Origin of the sequence: Micromonospora sp. NPDC005174 (assembly GCF_040608495.1) — a bacterium.
In the GTDB taxonomy this organism is placed as follows: domain Bacteria; phylum Actinomycetota; class Actinomycetes; order Mycobacteriales; family Micromonosporaceae; genus Micromonospora.
The window spans coordinates 38984-53924 of record NZ_JBEXIJ010000038.1 but is presented as its reverse complement, the minus strand read 5'-3'; the positions used below and the strand labels follow the sequence as shown (position 1 = coordinate 53924).

Annotated in this window: 13 protein-coding genes; 2 read left to right on the top strand and 11 right to left on the bottom strand. The window is 71.1% G+C overall.

Features of this window, described 5'->3' with window-relative positions; translation table 11 throughout:
- Nucleotides 1-125: 125 nt before the first annotated feature.
- The 3 genes from ABZU91_RS29015 to ABZU91_RS29005 form a co-directional block, all read right to left on the bottom strand.
- Nucleotides 126-1067 (bottom strand): acyl-ACP desaturase, encoded by a 942-nt coding sequence (locus tag ABZU91_RS29015; RefSeq protein WP_355247184.1) that lies wholly within the window; start codon nucleotides 1065-1067, stop codon nucleotides 126-128.
- 70 nt (nucleotides 1068-1137) lie between these two features.
- A complete protein-coding gene (gene hisS, locus ABZU91_RS29010) occupies nucleotides 1138-2466 on the bottom strand; it encodes a histidine--tRNA ligase (protein WP_355247181.1) in 1329 nt (442 codons plus the stop codon).
- 71 nt (nucleotides 2467-2537) lie between these two features.
- Nucleotides 2538-3248 (bottom strand): MBL fold metallo-hydrolase, encoded by a 711-nt coding sequence (locus ABZU91_RS29005; RefSeq protein WP_355247178.1) that lies wholly within the window; start codon nucleotides 3246-3248, stop codon nucleotides 2538-2540.
- Between the two features lie 266 nt (nucleotides 3249-3514).
- Here ABZU91_RS29005 and ABZU91_RS29000 point away from each other — a divergent pair, with 266 nt between their 5' ends.
- On the top strand, nucleotides 3515-4387 hold the full coding sequence (locus tag ABZU91_RS29000) for a peptidylprolyl isomerase (protein ID WP_355247176.1): 873 nt from the start codon (nucleotides 3515-3517) through the stop codon (nucleotides 4385-4387).
- A 59-nt stretch (nucleotides 4388-4446) separates the two neighbouring features.
- Entirely contained in the window at nucleotides 4447-5286 is an 840-nt protein-coding gene (locus ABZU91_RS28995; protein ID WP_355247173.1) for a peptidylprolyl isomerase, read from the top strand.
- A 66-nt stretch (nucleotides 5287-5352) separates the two neighbouring features.
- Here the strand turns inward: ABZU91_RS28995 and ABZU91_RS28990 are convergent, their stop codons facing one another.
- The 8 genes from ABZU91_RS28990 to ruvC all read right to left on the bottom strand — a co-directional run bounded on the left by ABZU91_RS28990 (nucleotide 5353) and on the right by ruvC (nucleotide 14837).
- Nucleotides 5353-7878: a bifunctional (p)ppGpp synthetase/guanosine-3',5'-bis(diphosphate) 3'-pyrophosphohydrolase gene (locus ABZU91_RS28990; RefSeq protein ID WP_355247170.1), complete on the bottom strand. Its 2526-nt coding sequence runs from the start codon at nucleotides 7876-7878 to the stop codon at nucleotides 5353-5355.
- Nucleotides 7879-8124: 246 nt separating this feature from the next.
- Nucleotides 8125-8691 (bottom strand): adenine phosphoribosyltransferase, encoded by a 567-nt coding sequence (locus ABZU91_RS28985; protein WP_355247167.1) that lies wholly within the window; start codon nucleotides 8689-8691, stop codon nucleotides 8125-8127.
- A gap of 102 nt (nucleotides 8692-8793) precedes the next feature.
- Nucleotides 8794-9990 carry a protein translocase subunit SecF gene (gene secF, locus ABZU91_RS28980; protein ID WP_355247164.1) on the bottom strand — a complete coding sequence of 399 codons (1197 nt, stop codon included), beginning with the start codon at nucleotides 9988-9990 and terminating at the stop codon, nucleotides 8794-8796.
- Between the two features lies 1 nt (nucleotide 9991).
- Nucleotides 9992-11890 carry a protein translocase subunit SecD gene (secD, locus tag ABZU91_RS28975; protein ID WP_355247162.1) on the bottom strand — a complete coding sequence of 633 codons (1899 nt, stop codon included), beginning with the start codon at nucleotides 11888-11890 and terminating at the stop codon, nucleotides 9992-9994.
- 279 nt (nucleotides 11891-12169) lie between these two features.
- A complete protein-coding gene (gene yajC / locus ABZU91_RS28970) occupies nucleotides 12170-12508 on the bottom strand; it encodes a preprotein translocase subunit YajC (RefSeq protein ID WP_354856026.1) in 339 nt (112 codons plus the stop codon).
- A 138-nt stretch (nucleotides 12509-12646) separates the two neighbouring features.
- Nucleotides 12647-13714 (bottom strand): Holliday junction branch migration DNA helicase RuvB, encoded by a 1068-nt coding sequence (gene ruvB, locus ABZU91_RS28965; RefSeq protein ID WP_355247159.1) that lies wholly within the window; start codon nucleotides 13712-13714, stop codon nucleotides 12647-12649.
- Nucleotides 13711-14313 (bottom strand): Holliday junction branch migration protein RuvA, encoded by a 603-nt coding sequence (gene ruvA / locus ABZU91_RS28960; protein WP_355247156.1) that lies wholly within the window; start codon nucleotides 14311-14313, stop codon nucleotides 13711-13713. Before ruvA ends, ruvB begins: the two co-directional genes overlap by 4 nt.
- Nucleotides 14310-14837 (bottom strand): crossover junction endodeoxyribonuclease RuvC, encoded by a 528-nt coding sequence (ruvC, locus tag ABZU91_RS28955; protein ID WP_355247153.1) that lies wholly within the window; start codon nucleotides 14835-14837, stop codon nucleotides 14310-14312. The genes ruvA and ruvC overlap by 4 nt, the downstream gene beginning before the upstream one ends.
- Nucleotides 14838-14941: the final 104 nt, after the last annotated feature.

The window sequence follows — 14941 nt, the reverse complement described above, 5'->3', positions numbered from 1 at the left end:
TTGATTTTTGTGGGGACGAGTGGGGGGGTGTGCCTTTTTTCCCTACTAATTTAAGAGCAAGGCGGGGGGGGGGGGGGGGGGGGGGGGGGGCGGGGGCGGGGGGCGGGGGGCGGGGCGGGTTGGGTTTAGCGGGAAGCGAGGCGGGCTGCTCTTGCGTCGCGCTTTTCTTCGAAGCGGGCTGCGGCGTTCTCCAGCACGTCGAGCTGGGCCGCCAGCTGCTCGCGGGCGGCTTCGCCGTCGGCGTTGAGGCCGGTCACGTTGAAGACGTCCCACTGGCGCAGGACCGGCTGCAACACCTCGTCACGGTGCTGGCGCAGGTCGTAGATGCCGGCGAGGGCGATCGCCACCGACTTGCGGGCGAAGCCCTCGATGCCGTTGCCGGGCATCTGGAAGTCGGCGACCACGTCGGCGACGGCCCGCATGGCCTGACTCGGGGCCAGCTCGAAGGCGGCGGCGAGCAGGTTGCGGTAGAAGACCATGTGCAGGTTCTCGTCGGCGGCGACCCGGGCCAGCAGCGCCTCGCAGACCGGATCGCCGGTGGCCTTGCCGGTGTTGCGGTGCGAGATCCGGGTGGCCAGTTCCTGGAACGAGACGTACGCCAGCGAGTGCAGCACCTCGTCGCCGTGGGCGTTGGTGTAGCCCTCCGACATGTGCGTCATCCGAGCCCGCTCCAACGCCACCGGGTCGACGGCACGGCTCACGGTCAGGTAGTCGCGGATCGCGACGCCGTGCCGCCCCTCCTCGGCGGTCCACCGGTGCACCCACGTGCCCCACGCGCCGTCACGACCGAACAGGGTGGCGATCTCGTGGTGGTACGAGGGCAGGTTGTCCTCGGTCAGCAGGTTCACGATCAGCGCCGTGCGAGCCACGTCCGGGATCGCCGAGTCGGTGGGCGACCACGCCTCACCGCCGAGTGGACCGTCGAAGGTACGACCGTCGCTCCACGGCACGTACTCGTGCGGAAACCACTCCTTCGCCAGCGAGAGATGGCGGTCCAGGTTTCGCGCGACGACCGGCTCCAGCTCGACGAGCAGGGCGGTCTGGCTCAGTGCGGTGCTCACGGTCACGAGTAACTCCCTACGGTGGCGTAACTTACGCTACCGTAGGTCCCCGCGACCGTTAGCGCCAGTGGAGCCGTCAAACCACCGCCGGTTTCAGGTCACCCGCCGGGGGCGTCCAGGCCTGCGCGTCGGCCGTGACCTGCTCACCGGAGCGGATGTCCTTCACCTCGTCCGACGTGCCGTCGGCCCCGGGGAACCAGACGTACGGGATGCCCCGCCGCTCGGCGTAGCGGATCTGCTTGCCGAACTTGGCCGCGCTCGGCGACACCTCGGTGGCGATACCCCGACGACGTAGCGCCGCCGCGATCCGGTCGCTTGTCGCACGGTGCTCCTCGTCGGCCAGCGCCACCAGCACACAGGTGGGCACCGAACGGGAGACGGACAGCTCCCCCGCCCCGAAGAGCAGCCCGAGCAGCCGGGTCACCCCGATCGAGATACCCACACCGGGGTACGAGGTGGCTCCCGCGGTCGCCAGGTTGTCGTACCGGCCGCCGGAGCAGATCGACCCGAACCGCTCGTAGCCGCGAAGCTGCGTCTCGTACACCGTGCCGGTGTAGTAGTCCAGGCCACGGGCGATGCGCAGGTCGGCCACGCAGAGGCCGGGCGAGTGGTCGGCGGCGGTCTGTACCACCCGGACCAACTCCTCGACGCCCTCGTCGAGCAGCGGGTCGGCGACCCCGAGCGCGCGAACGGCGTCGGCGAAGGAGGCATCCGGTGCGGAGATCTCGGCCAACGCGAGACACGCCTTGGCCTGCGCCTCGCTCGCCCCGGCGGTCTCGGCCAGCAGCTCGGCCACCTTCGCCGGGCCGATCTTGTCGAGCTTGTCGACGCTGCGCAGCGCCGCCTCGGAGTCGGTCACCCCGATGCCGCGGAAGAAGCCCTCCCAGATCTTGCGGTTGTTGACCTGGATCGTCACCGGCGGGATGGGCAGGGCGCGCAGCGCGTCCCCGATGACCAGCGGCATCTCCGCCTCGTGGTGCGGCGCCAGGGTGTCCCGGTCGACGATGTCGATGTCGGCCTGGACGAACTCCCGGTAGCGCCCCTCCTGCGGCCGCTCCCCCCGCCACACCTTCTGGATCTGGTAGCGGCGGAATGGGAAGGTCAGCTTGCCGGCGTTCTCCACCACGTACCGCGCGAACGGCACGGTCAGGTCGAAGTGCAGGCCGAGCTGGTCGTCACCGCCGCCGCTGTCGCCGTCGGCGTGCAGCCGCCGGATCACGTAGACCTCCTTGGAGGTCTCCCCCTTGCGCAGGAGCTGGTCCAGCGGCTCCACCGCGCGGGTCTCCAGCGGGGCGAATCCGTACAGCTCGAACGTGGCCCGGATCTTGTCGAGCACGAACTGCTCGATCATCCGCTGACCGGGGGTCCACTCCGGGAACCCGGAGATGGGCGTGGGCTTGCTCATCGGCGTACTCCTTGCGGTTCCGCGCCCACGGCGCGGTGGTGTCGTGGGTCCGCGCGCGGCGCGGACGAGAGCTAGAGGCCCCGGGTGGGCGCGGCCGGCGACGTGCCGGCGACCTCGACGAGGTACGGGTTGCTGGCGCGCTCACGGCCGATGGTGGTGCTGGGGCCGTGGCCGGGCAGCACGACGGTGTCGTCGGCCAGCGGGAGGATCTTGTCGCGCAGACTGGCGAGCATGGCCGGCATGCTGCCGCCGGGCAGGTCGGTGCGGCCGATCGAGCCGGCGAAGAGGACGTCGCCGGAGAGGCAGATCTCGTCCGCCTCCCAGCCCGACCCGGCGCCGGGCAGCCGGAACAGCACCGATCCGCCGGTATGGCCCGGGGCGTGGTCGACGGCGATCTCCAGGCCGGCGAGCGTGAGGGTGGCGCCGTCGGTCAGCTCGGCCACGTCGTCCGGCTCGCTGTAGCTCAGCCGGCCGCCGAAGAGCGAGGTCAGGTCGGCCGAAAGACCCTTGGACGGGTCGGCGAGCATCTCCCGGTCGCCGGGGTGCACGTACGCGGTGATCCCGCGCGCGCCGCAGACCGGGGCCACCGAGAACGTGTGGTCCAGGTGGCCGTGGGTGAGCAGCACGGCGGCCGGATGCAGGCGGTGCTCGGCGAGCAGCGCGTCGAGCTGGTCGAGCACCCCGATGCCGGGGTCGACCACCACGCACTGCTCCCCCGGCGCGGTGGCGACCACGTAGCAGTTGGTGCCGAAGGCGTCCGCGGGAAAGCCGGCCACGAGCACGGGCGCTGTCCTCTCCGTCGAGCTGTCGTCCTGCCCAGCAGCCTATCCGGCGGGCCGAGCGGGTTTGCCGCGTCCGTCCCGCACGCCCCGACAGGCACAGTGACAACCTCCGATAAGCGCTGCTCGCGACGGGGTGGACCTCGTACACCACATTCCCAGTCACTAGCCGTACACTCTGGCGGGCGTGTGGCGCGGCACACGCGACGCCCGGACGGGCCGGGAGAGCCGGCCGCCGGTGACGATCAGGCGAAGAAAGGGGAGCACCTGTGGCTTCCAGCAGGGACCGGCAGCGCAAACTGGCGCGGGCCAAGCTCGACCGGCAGATGGCACGCCGGGCGGCAGCCACGCGGCGGCGTCGGCAGATCCAGGCCGGTGTCGGCGCCTTCCTAGTCCTCGCGGTGATCGTGGCCGGGTCGGCCTGGGCGCTCGGGGCGTTCGACTCCGACCCGAAGCAGAACACGGCCGCGGAGGACACCTGCCTCTGGACGCCGCAGGACGCGACGGCGAACACCAACCTCAAGGACGTCGGCACGCCGGAGACCAAGGGTCTGCCGACCGACGGCACCCGGGCGATGACCGTCACCACCAACCAGGGCGCGCCGATCACCGCCGAGCTGAACCTGACCAGCTCGCCGTGCGCCGGCGCGAGCATCGCGCACCTGGCGAGCCGGTCGTTCTACGACAACACCAAGTGCCACGAGATCACCACCGACGGCGCGCTGCGCTGCGGTGACCCCAGCGGCACCGGCCTCGGTGGGCCCACCTACTCGTTCTACGACGAGGACGTGCCGACCGCGCCGTCACCGTCGGCCAGCCCCGCGCCCGGACAGCCGCCGACGTACCCCAAGGGCACCGTGGCGATGATCTCCAACCCGCCGGGCGCCAACGGCAGCCAGTTCCTGATCTTCTTCAAGGACTTCACCACGGCGGACCCGAAGTACCCGGTGATCGGCAAGGTCACCGGCGGGCTGGACGTGGTGGAGAAGATCGGCGCCCAGCCGACCGTGGACAATGGGACCGGGGCGAAGGTCAAGCCCAAGACCGACGTGGTGATCCAGAGCCTCACGGTCGGCGAGCCGGTCACCGGCGCGGCACCGCCGCCGTCCGGCGCCCCGGCCAGCAGCCCGAGCGCCGGCTGACCGGTCGCCCCACCCACCTCAAGCGGCACCCCGCAGCAGACAGCCAGGAGGATCCAGGCGTGACGTCCACCAGAGAGCGGCAGCGCGCGGCGGCACGCGCCAGACTCGAGAAGGAGATGGCCGAGCGATCGGCCAAGGCCCGCAAGCGCCGCCAGACGCAGGCGATCGTCGGCGCGGCCGCCGTGCTGGTGCTCGTGGTCGCCGGCACCGTCTGGCTGGCCACGACACTCGGCGGCGACGACGACAAGGGCAAGGACGCCGCGTCGGCGCCCGGGGCGTCCGAGTGCGTCTACAACGCGATGCCGGCCGACCAGCGGTCCCCGCAGATCAAGGACGTCGGGGTGCCGAGCAACCAGCAGTCCGCCGACGGTGTGCAGACCATGACGATCGACACCAACCTGGGCCCGATCACGGCCAAGGTCGACCGGTCGCAGGTGCCGTGCACGGCGGGGGCGTTCAGCCTCCTCGCCGAGAAGAAGTTCTTCGACAACACCAAGTGCCACCGCCTGGTGACCGAGGGCATCAAGGTGCTGCAGTGCGGTGACCCGAGCGCCACCGGCAAGGGCTGGCGGGACACCGACGGCACGGGTGGCCCGAGCTTCCGGCTGCCGGAGGAGAACCTGCCCACCGACAAGCGCCCGCCGTACCCGGAGGGTGTCATCGCGATGGCCAACTCCGGTCAGCCGGGCAGCACCGGCAGCCAGTTCTTCATCGTGTACGGCGACTCCCCGCTCGACCCCGCGTACACGGTGCTGGGCACCGTCACCGGCGGCATGGACATCGTCAAGGACGTGGCCAAGGCCGGCGACGACGGGGCGTTCGCCCAGCAGGCCGGTGGCGGCCACCCGAAGAAGGAGGTCGTCATCAAGACCCTCACGATGAGCGCGCCGCAGGGCTGACGCCCACCAGGATGACGAAGCGCCCGCCGGCTGAGCCGGCGGGCGCTCTCGTGTGTGGGGTACGCGTCAGGCGCCGGAGGTGACCCGGTACGCGTCGAACACACCGTCGACCTTGCGGACGGTGGCCAGCAGGTGGCCCAGGTGCTTCGGGTCGGCCATCTCGAAGCTGAACCGGCTCACCGCCACCCGGTCGCGGGTGGTGGTGACGGTCGCGGACAGGATGTTGACCCGCTCCTCGGAGAGCACCCGGGTGACGTCGGCGAGCAGCTTGTGCCGGTCCAACGCCTCGACCTGGATCGCCACCAGGAACGTGGACGCGGACGTGAGCTTCCAGCTCACCTCGACGACACGCTCGGGCTGCGCCCGCAGGTCCTCCGCGTTGGCGCAGTCGTCACGGTGCACGCTCACCCCGCCGGAACGGGTGACGAAACCGAACACCGAGTCGGGCGGGACCGGGGTGCAGCAGCGCGCCAACTTGATCCAGACGTCGCTGACGCCCCGGACCACGACACCGGGATCGGCGCTGCTCTGCCGGCTGCGCGGCGGTCGGGTGGCGACGGCGGTCTCGGCGATGTCCTCCGCCGCGCCCTCCTCGCCGCCGTACGCCGCCATCAACTTCTGCACCACCGACTGCGCGGAGACCTGACTGTCGCCGACCGCCGCGTACAGCGACGCCACGTCGGCGAGGTGCAGGTCCCGGGCGATCGACATCAGCGCGTCCGAGGTGAGCATCCGCTGCAACGGCATGCCCTGCTTGCGCATCGCCTTGACGATCGCGTCCTTGCCGGCCTCGATCGCCTCCTCGCGCCGCTCCTTGTTGAAGTACTGGCGGATCTTGGTGCGGGCGCGGGGGCTCTTGACGAAGCCCAGCCAGTCCTGCGTCGGGCCGGCCGTCTCGGACTTCGAGGTGAAGATCTCGATCACGTCGCCGTTGGACAGCGTCGACTCCAGCGGCACGAGCTTGCCGTTGACCCGCGCGCCGATGCACTTGTGCCCGACCTCGGTGTGCACCGCGTACGCGAAGTCCACAGGCGTCGACCCGGTCGGCAGCGGGATGACGTCACCCTTCGGGGTGAAGACGTACACCTCCTGGCTGGACAGGTCGAAGCGCAGCGCGTCCAGGAACTCGCTCGGGTCGGCCGCCTCGCGCTGCCAGTCCAGCAGCTGCCGCAGCCAGGTCATCTCGTCGATGTGGGCCGGCGGGCCGACCACCTGGGTGCCCTTGTGCTCCTTGTACTTCCAGTGCGCGGCGATGCCGAACTCGGCGGTGCGGTGCATCGCGTAGGTGCGGATCTGCATCTCCACCGGCTTGCCGGTGGGCCCGATGACAGTCGTGTGCAACGACTGGTACATGTTGAACTTGGGCATGGCGATGTAGTCCTTGAACCGGCCCGGCACCGGCTGCCAGTTGGCGTGGATGACCCCCAGCGCCGCGTAGCAGTCACGCACCGTGTCGACCAGGATCCGCACACCCACCAGGTCGTAGATGTCGTTGAAGTCGCGACCCCGCACGATCATCTTCTGGTAGATCGAGTAGAGGTGCTTCGGCCGTCCGGTCGTCTCCGCCTTGATCTTGGCGGCCTTCAGGTCGGTGCCGACCTTCTGGGTGACCTGCCGCAGCAGCGACTCGCGCTGCGGCTGGTGCTCACCGATCAGCCGGTTGATCTCCTCGAACCGCTTCGGGAACAGCGTGCCGAAGGCCAGATCCTCCAGCTCCCACTTGATCGTGTTCATACCGAGGCGGTGGGCCAGCGGCGCCAGGATCTCCAGGGTCTCCTTGGCCTTCTGCTCACGCTTGGGCGCCGGCAGGAAGGACAGGGTACGCATGTTGTGCAGCCGGTCGGCCAACTTGATCACCAGCACCCGCGGGTCCTTGGCCATCGCCACGACCATCTTGCGGATCGTCTCGGCCTTCGCCGCGTCGCCCAGCTTGACCTTGTCCAGCTTGGTGACGCCGTCGACCAGCAGGGCGACCTCGCCGCCGAAGTCGGCGCGCATCGCGTCGAGGGTGTACTCGGTGTCCTCGATCGTGTCGTGCAGCAGCGCCGCGACAAGCGTGGTCGTGTCCATCCCCAGGTTGCCGAGGATCGTCGCCACGGCAAGGGGATGGGTGATGTACGGGTCGCCGGACTTGCGGTACTGCCCGGAGTGCCACCGCGCGGCCGTGTCGAAGGCGCGTTGGAGCAGCCGGGCGTCGGCCTTCGGGTGGTTCTCCCGGTGGCTCGCGATGAGCGGCTCCAGCACCTCGCTGACCTGCGAGGTCTGCCAGGGCGCGTTGAACCGGGCCAGCCGGGCGCGCACCCGCCGGCCGGTGGGGGCGCTGGAGAGCCCGAAACCACCGCTCGGCGACGGATCGACACCGGCGTCGCTCGGGAACGGAACCACGACCCCGTCGGCGCCGGGCGACGCCTCGACGGCGCTCGCCGTGACCCCGGTCGGAGCCGTCGCGCCGTCGACAGGAGCCCTGCCGGAGCCGTTGTCGGTGCCCGTCACCCGTGCCGGCGCGTCGCCGTTCCGGTCGGTCACCGAGCCGTCAGCGTCGCCTGTGGGATGCACCGTGCCCTCCGCCGGAGGAACGACATCGTGGGACACCGGCCTCCTCACCGCTCGCCGGAAACACGCCGGCCGTGTGTCGGCCGGCCTGGTCTCGCGTAGCCGGACGGCGCACCGCCGGCGTCAGCAATGGGCAATGCTACCCGCACGGACGGTCCCCTGCCGCTCCGCCGGATGGTCGACGCCCGGGCGACCGGGCCGACCAGGCCGCGGTGCCGCCGGCCGTCACACCCGGTCACGCAGGAACGCGGGGGCACCCCTACCAGGACGTCCGCAGAACAGGTATCAAACGGTCAGCAGGGCATGGACCGGACGTGGTGCCAGTCGCTCCCGCGCGCCCAGGAACCCAATCTCCAGGAGCACGGTGAAGCCCGTCACCGTACCGCCGGCGCGCTCGACCAGGTCCCACGTCGCCTCGGCGGTGCCGCCGGTGGCCAGCACGTCATCGACGACGAGCACCCGGTGGCCGGCGGTGAAGGCATCCTCGTGCACCTCCAGGGTGGCCTCGCCGTACTCGAGGGCGTACGACACCGAGTGCGCCGGGCGGGGCAGCTTTCCGGCCTTACGCACCGGTACCACACCCACCCCGGCCGCGTACGCGACGGCCGCCGCGACGACGAACCCGCGCGCCTCGATGCCCACCACGACGTCGAAGGCGTCCCGCCCGTGGTACGCGACGATCCCGTCGACCACCTCACGGAACGCCGCACCGTCGGCGAACAGCGGCATCAGGTCCTTGAACAGGACACCGGGCTTGGGGAAGTCCGGCACGTCCAGCACCCGGCTGGCCACCAACCGGGCGGCCTCCGGGCCGCTGTCTCCGCGCGCCGCGGTGCTGTGGGTCTCCGTCACGGCTGTTCCGTTCCCTTCCGACGACGACGGCGTCCGGCTTGCTGCTCGCACAGCATGCCGGACGCCGTCCGGGCGTTTCCTCGCGGGTCAGCCCCGGGGCGGTCAGCGCCGCTTGGCGCCACCGGGCCGGTTACCGCCGCCGCCGGGGCGACCGCCCCGCGCGCCGGTCGGCCGCTTGCCCGCCGGCCGCGAACCCACCTTGGGGGCCGCTCCGGCCAGCGCGGCGGAGTCCGGGTCGATCACGTCGGCCGTCTCGCCGTCGACCGGCGTCGCGGTCGGGGCGACCTTGCCGGTGGCCTCGCCACGGCCCGACGCACCCCGGCGGGCCAGCACCCGCTTGTTGTGCGCCTGGATGCGCGGGTCGTAGTTCTTGAGCAGCGCCAGCAGCGGCGTCGCCACCAGGATGGAGGTCAGGAACGCCACCGCCATACCGACGAACAGCACCAGGCCGAGGTCCTTCAGGGTGCCCGCGCCGAGCAGGCCGGCACCGATGAAGAGCAGACCACCCACGGGCAGCAGGGCCACCACGGAGGTGTTCAGCGACCGCATGAGGCTCTGGTTGACGGCCAGGTTGGCCGCCTCGCTGTACGTCATGTTGTTGTTGGCGGTGATGCCCCGGGTGTTCTCCTGCACCTTGTCGAAGACCACCACCACGTCGTAGAGCGCGAAGCCCAGGATCGTGAGGAAGCCGATGATCGTCGACGGGGTGACCTCGAAGCCGACAAGCGAGTAGATGCCGGCGGTGAGGATCAGGTTCATGAACAGCGACGAGACCGCGGCGACGGCCATCCGCCACTCGAAGCGCAGGATCAGATAGACCATCACCAGCGCGATGAAGATGACCAGGCCGAGCACGGCCCGTTCGGTCACCTGGCTGCCCCACGCCTCGCTGACCTGGTTGCCGCTGATCTGGCTCACGTCGATGCCGAGGTCGTCGGCGATCTTGGCCTTCACGGCGTTGGTCTGCTCGGCGGTGAGCTGCGCCGTGCGCAGCTCGTAGGAGTCGCCGCCGGGACCGCCGACCTTCTGCGCGGTCGCGACCTCGATGCCGGTGTTCTCGGCCGCGAGAGCCGAGTTGACCTCACGCTCGGCGTCGTCCAGGGTGCCGACGCTGGCGGGCACCTGGAACGAGTTGCCACCGGCGAACTCGATGCCCAGGCTGAAACCGCGGATCGAGAAGCTCAGGATCGCGATCAGGACCAGGACACCGGCGACGCCGAACCACAGCTTGCGCCGGCCGACGATGTTGAGACCGGCCTCGCCGTTGTAGAGGCGGCTCGCCAAACCGTTTTCAGCCATCTCAGGCCTCCTTGGCGCGCGGGTTGCGGGGCTGAGTCTGCTGGCTGCGGGCCGGAAGCGCTCGGCCCAGGCCGCTGACCCGCGGGGACAGGAACGCCCGGGTCCGGGCGAACATCGTCATGATCGGGTGTCGGAAGAGGAAGACCACGACCAGGTCCAGCACCGTGGCCAGGCCGAGCGCGAACGCGAAGCCCTTGACCGTGCCGACCGAGACCACGTAGAGCACCACCGCCGAGAGCAGGGTGATCGCGTTGGCCGAGATGATGGTCCGCCGGGCCCGGATCCAGGCGCGGGGCACCGCGCTGCGTGGGCTGCGCCCCTCCCGGATCTCGTCCTTGAGTCGTTCGAAGTAGATGACGAACGAGTCCGCCGCCACGCCGAGCGAGACGATCATGCCGGCGATGCCGGCGAGGGTGAGCGTGAAGCCGATCTGCCGGCCGAGCACCACCAGCGCGCCGAAGACCAGCAGCGCGGAGAGGATCAGGCTCAGGAAGATGACCGAGCCGAGCAGCCGATAGTAGAAGAACGCGTAGATGATGACCAGCAGCATGCCGATGCCGGCCGCGAGCAGACCGGCCCGCAGGTGGCTGGCGCCCAGGGTCGCGGTGACGTTCTGCGACTCCTGCGGCTCGAAGGTCACCGGCAGCGCGCCGTAGCGGAGCTGGCTGGCGAGGGCGCTGGCGTCCTTCTGGGTGAAGTTACCGGTGATCTGGGAGTTGCCGGTCAGCACGCCCTGGATCTCCGGGGAGGAGACGATCTCGTTGTCCAGCACCACGGCGACCCGGCACTTGCCGTCCTGACCGAGAGCGGTCGCGTCGCAGGCCTGGCCCTCGTTGTTGAACGACTCACGGGTCAACGCGGTCCACTTGCCCTGGCCGTCGCCGGTGAAGTCGAGGCTGACCACCCAGGCGTTGGTCTGGTCGAGCACCGCGTCGGCGTCGTCCACGTCGGTGCCCTCGACCTTGGCCTGGTCGAGCAGGTACTTCGAGGCCCCGTCCTCGCAGGACACGACCTGCTGCTTGGGGTCGGAGATCGACGCCGGCGGGCGCTTGTCGAGCTGGGCGCAGCCGATCGTCGGCACGTTGAACTGCATCTGCGCCGGCAGTACGGCGACCTCTTGCGGGGTCAGCGTGCTGAACGGCTTGAGCTTGTCACCCAACGACGGGTCGGTGCTCAGGTCGGCGGGAGCCTGCAACGCGCTGGCAGCCTGCCAGGCGGCGGCACCGACCTTCTGCTCGACGGCCTTGCGCTGCTGCTCGATGCTCGCCGGCACCGGCTCGGCGCTGGCACTCGCCGACGGCGCGGCACTCGCCGAGGCCGACGGGGTCGGCGTGGCACTGGCGCTCGGCGCGGGCGCCATCCCGCCCTGTCCGCCGCTGGCCGACGGGCTCACCTTCGGCGCGGCGCTGCCCGACGGGGCCGGCGGCGTCGCGGCACCGGACGGCGTGACGCTGCCCGGCGCCGGCGTGGCCGCCGGCGGCGCAGCGGCCGTACCGCTGCCGTCCGCGGCCTTGAGCACCTTGCGGAAGCGCAGCTCGGCGGCGCTGCCCACGTCCGTCAGGTCCCGGTTCTCACCCGGCAGGGAGATGACGATGTTCCGGTTGCCCTCGGTGACCACCTCGGCCTCGGCCACGCCGAACGCGTTGACCCGGCTCTCGATGATCTGGCGGGCCTCTTCGAGGTTCTCCGCCGTCGGAGGCTTGCCGTCGACGTTGTTGGTCGCCTCCAGCGTCATCCGGGTGCCGCCGATCAGGTCCAGACCGAGCTTGGGCTCGAGCCGGTCCTTGAAGCTGCCGCTGGCACCGCCCGCGAAGAACACCAGAAGGTAGAGGACCACGAAGATGAACCCGAGCACGGCGAGCTGCCGGCCGGGTCGCATCTGTCCCTGAGGTGGTGCCACGGTTGTCCTGTCTCCCTGTACGGTCGCGCCGCTGCGCGCGGCGGCGGCGAGTGTCGGGCCGGGGGTCCCGGCCAACGGTCTGACCTGAGCCGACGGGATGCCGACACAGTGGCCGGACACGCCGGACGGGGGACGCCGACGGCCACGGGAACGTGCCGACGCCCGGCGTCGACCCAACTATCCAGTTTTCACGTCACGTCCGCTGCCCCGTCGGGCGCGGTGACCCCGGGGGCCGGTCGGCCGGCCGTGCGCCGAAACCGTCGACCCCCTGCGGGAAGGTCATTCCTTGACGGTGTCCGCGTCCTCGGTGACCGGCTCGCTCGGCAGCTCCGCGCGGGTGACCACCCGGGCGATGGCCGGCCGGGCGTAGCGGGTCTGGACGCCCGGAGCGATCTCGAGCAGGACGGCGTCGTCCTCGACGCCGGTGACCGTGCCGTAGAGCCCGCCGATGGTGACGACCTCGTCGCCCGGACCGAGCGCCGACTGCATGGCCTCGGCGTCACGGCGACGCTTCTGCTGGGGACGGATCATCATGAAGTACATGACGCCGAAGAGCAGGACGATCATCAGGATCGGCGTGAAGCCGCCGGCCCCACCACCCGCTGCAAGGTATTGCACGGTTACTGCCTTCCCATTGGCCCCTGTCCGGCACGGGGAGTGCCAGAGCGGAGGCGGATTCTCACATCCTGTACAGACCGCGGCGAAGTCTAATCCCTGCACCTGAGAACACCGAATGCGGCACAGATCACGTTCACATTACGGCTGATCGGGTGGCACGGAGAACAGATCGGGTGCTGGCGCGACATCCGCCCCAAATGTACCATTCGGCGGGGTACGCCCCAGATGCAGCCAGGCGGCCTCCGTGGCCACCCGTCCCCGGGGCGTACGCGCCAACAGGCCGGCGCGCACCAGGAACGGCTCGCAGACCTCCTCGACCGTGTCCGGCTGCTCCCCCACCGCCACCGCGAGGGTGGACAGGCCGACCGGGCCGCCCCGGAACGACTCCACCAGAGCGGTCAGCACCGCCCGGTCCAGCCGGTCCAGACCCAGCGCGTCGACGTCGTACACCGTCAGGGCCTTGCGGGCGGTGCCCAGGGTGACCACACCGTCGGCGCGGACCTCCGCGTAGTCGCGGACCCGGCGCAGCAGCCGGTTGGCGATCCGCGGAGTGCCTCGGGACCGGCCGGCGATCTCCGCCGCGCCGTCCGGCGTGATCGGCACCCCGAGGATGCGCGCCGAGCGGTGCAGCAGCGTCTCCAGATCCGCCGGGGCGTAGAAGTCGAGGTGCGCGACGAAGCCGAACCGGTCCCGCATCGGCCCGGTCAGCAGACCCGACCGGGTGGTCGCGCCGACCAGGGTGAACGGCTCGACGTCCAGCGGGATCGCGGTCGCGCCCGGCCCCTTGCCGACCACCACGTCGACGCGGAAGTCCTCCATCGCGCTGTAGAGCAGCTCCTCGGCGGGTCGGGCGATCCGGTGGATCTCGTCGATGAACAGGACGTCGCCCTCGGCGAGGCTGGTCAGGATCGCCGCCAGGTCGCCTGACCGTTCGATCGCCGGGCCGCTGGTCACCCGGATGCCCGCGCCCAACTCGGCGGCGACGATGTTGGCCAGGCTCGTCTTGCCCAGGCCGGGTGGCCCGGAGAGCAGGATGTGGTCCGGCGGCGAGCCCCGCCGCATGGCGCCCTGCAACAGCAGGTCGAGCTGGTCGCGTACCCGGTCCTGGGCGATGAACTCCGCCAGCCGCCGGGGCCGTACGGTCGCCTCCGCGTCCCGGTCGGCATCACTGACGTACGCCGAGACGAGCCCGTCGGTGTCGCTCATCGGGTACGGCCCAGCAGTCGGATGGCCTGCTTGAGCAGGACCGGCACGGGCGGGGTGGCACCCTCGATGCTCTCCGCCACGGCGGCCACCGCCTGGTCGGCCTGCCCGGCCGTCCAGCCCAGACCCACCAGCGCCTGCCGGACCTGGTCGGGCCAGGCGCCGCCGGTCACGCCGCCCACCCCGTCGGCGCCGATCGACACCGGGCCGATGCGGTCCCGCAGCTCCAGCACCAGGCGCTCGGCGCCCTTCTTGCCGATCCCGGGCACCCGCGTCAACGCGGCGGTGTCGGCGTTGGCGATGGCCTTACGCACCGCGTCCGGCGTGTGCACGGCCAACACGGCCTGCGCCAGCCGCGGGCCGACCCCACTGGCCGTCTGCAGCAGCTCGAACAGCGCCTTGGCGTCGTCGTCGGCGAACCCGTAGAGGGTCAGCGAATCCTCCCGGACCACCAGGCTGGTCGCCAGCCGCGCCGGCTGCCCCACCCGCAGCTCCGCGAGCGTCCCGGGGGCGCAGTGCACGGCCAGACCGACCCCGCCGACCTCGATCACGGCCAGATCCGGACCGGTCGCGGTCACCGTGCCGCGCACGCTGGCGATCATCGTGCTCCTCCTCGTCGTGCCCGGTCGGCCGCGACGGCCAGCTTGGAACGGGTGCCGCCGCGCCACACGTGACAGATGGCCAGGGCCAGCGCGTCGGCCGCGTCCGCCGGTTTCGGCGGCTCGGCCAACCGCAGCAGCCGGGTCACCATGGCGGTCATCTGCGCCTTGTCGGCCTTACCGGAGCCGGTCACGGCCGCCTTCACCTCACTGGGCGTGTACGTCTGCACCGGCAGCCCGGCCCGCGCCCCGGCCAGCACGGCGATCCCGCTGGCCTGGGCGGTGCCCATCACCGTACGGACGTTGTGCTGGCTGAACACCCGCTCGACGGCCACGCTCTCCGGCTGGTGCTCGGCGACCAGCTCGTTCAGCGACCGGTCCAGGTGCAGCAGCCGCAACGCGAGGTCGTCGGCCGGATCGGTGTAGACGACGTAGTAGGCGACAAGCGTGCAGGGTCGACCGGGCACGCCCTCGACCACGCCCACCCCACAGCGCGTCAACCCCGGGTCGACCCCCAGCACCCGCACGCCGCCCCCTCCCCCAGTACGTGTGTTCGACACCCTAACCCCCGCCCTTCCCACCGGCCCCACGGGACACGCGCCCCGCGCCCCGCGCCCCGCGCCCCGCGCCC

Bases quoted from the DNA above. Each gene is read 5' to 3' on its own strand.
- hisS (WP_355247181.1), bottom strand. From the start codon at position 2,466: ATGAGCAAGCCCACGCCCATCTCCGGGTTCCCGGAGTGGACCCCCGGT.
- secF (WP_355247164.1), bottom strand. From the start codon at position 9,990: ATGGCTGAAAACGGTTTGGCGAGCCGCCTCTACAACGGCGAGGCCGGT.
- ruvB (WP_355247159.1), bottom strand. From the start codon at position 13,714: ATGAGCGACACCGACGGGCTCGTCTCGGCGTACGTCAGTGATGCCGAC.
- ruvA (WP_355247156.1), bottom strand. From the start codon at position 14,313: ATGATCGCCAGCGTGCGCGGCACGGTGACCGCGACCGGTCCGGATCTG.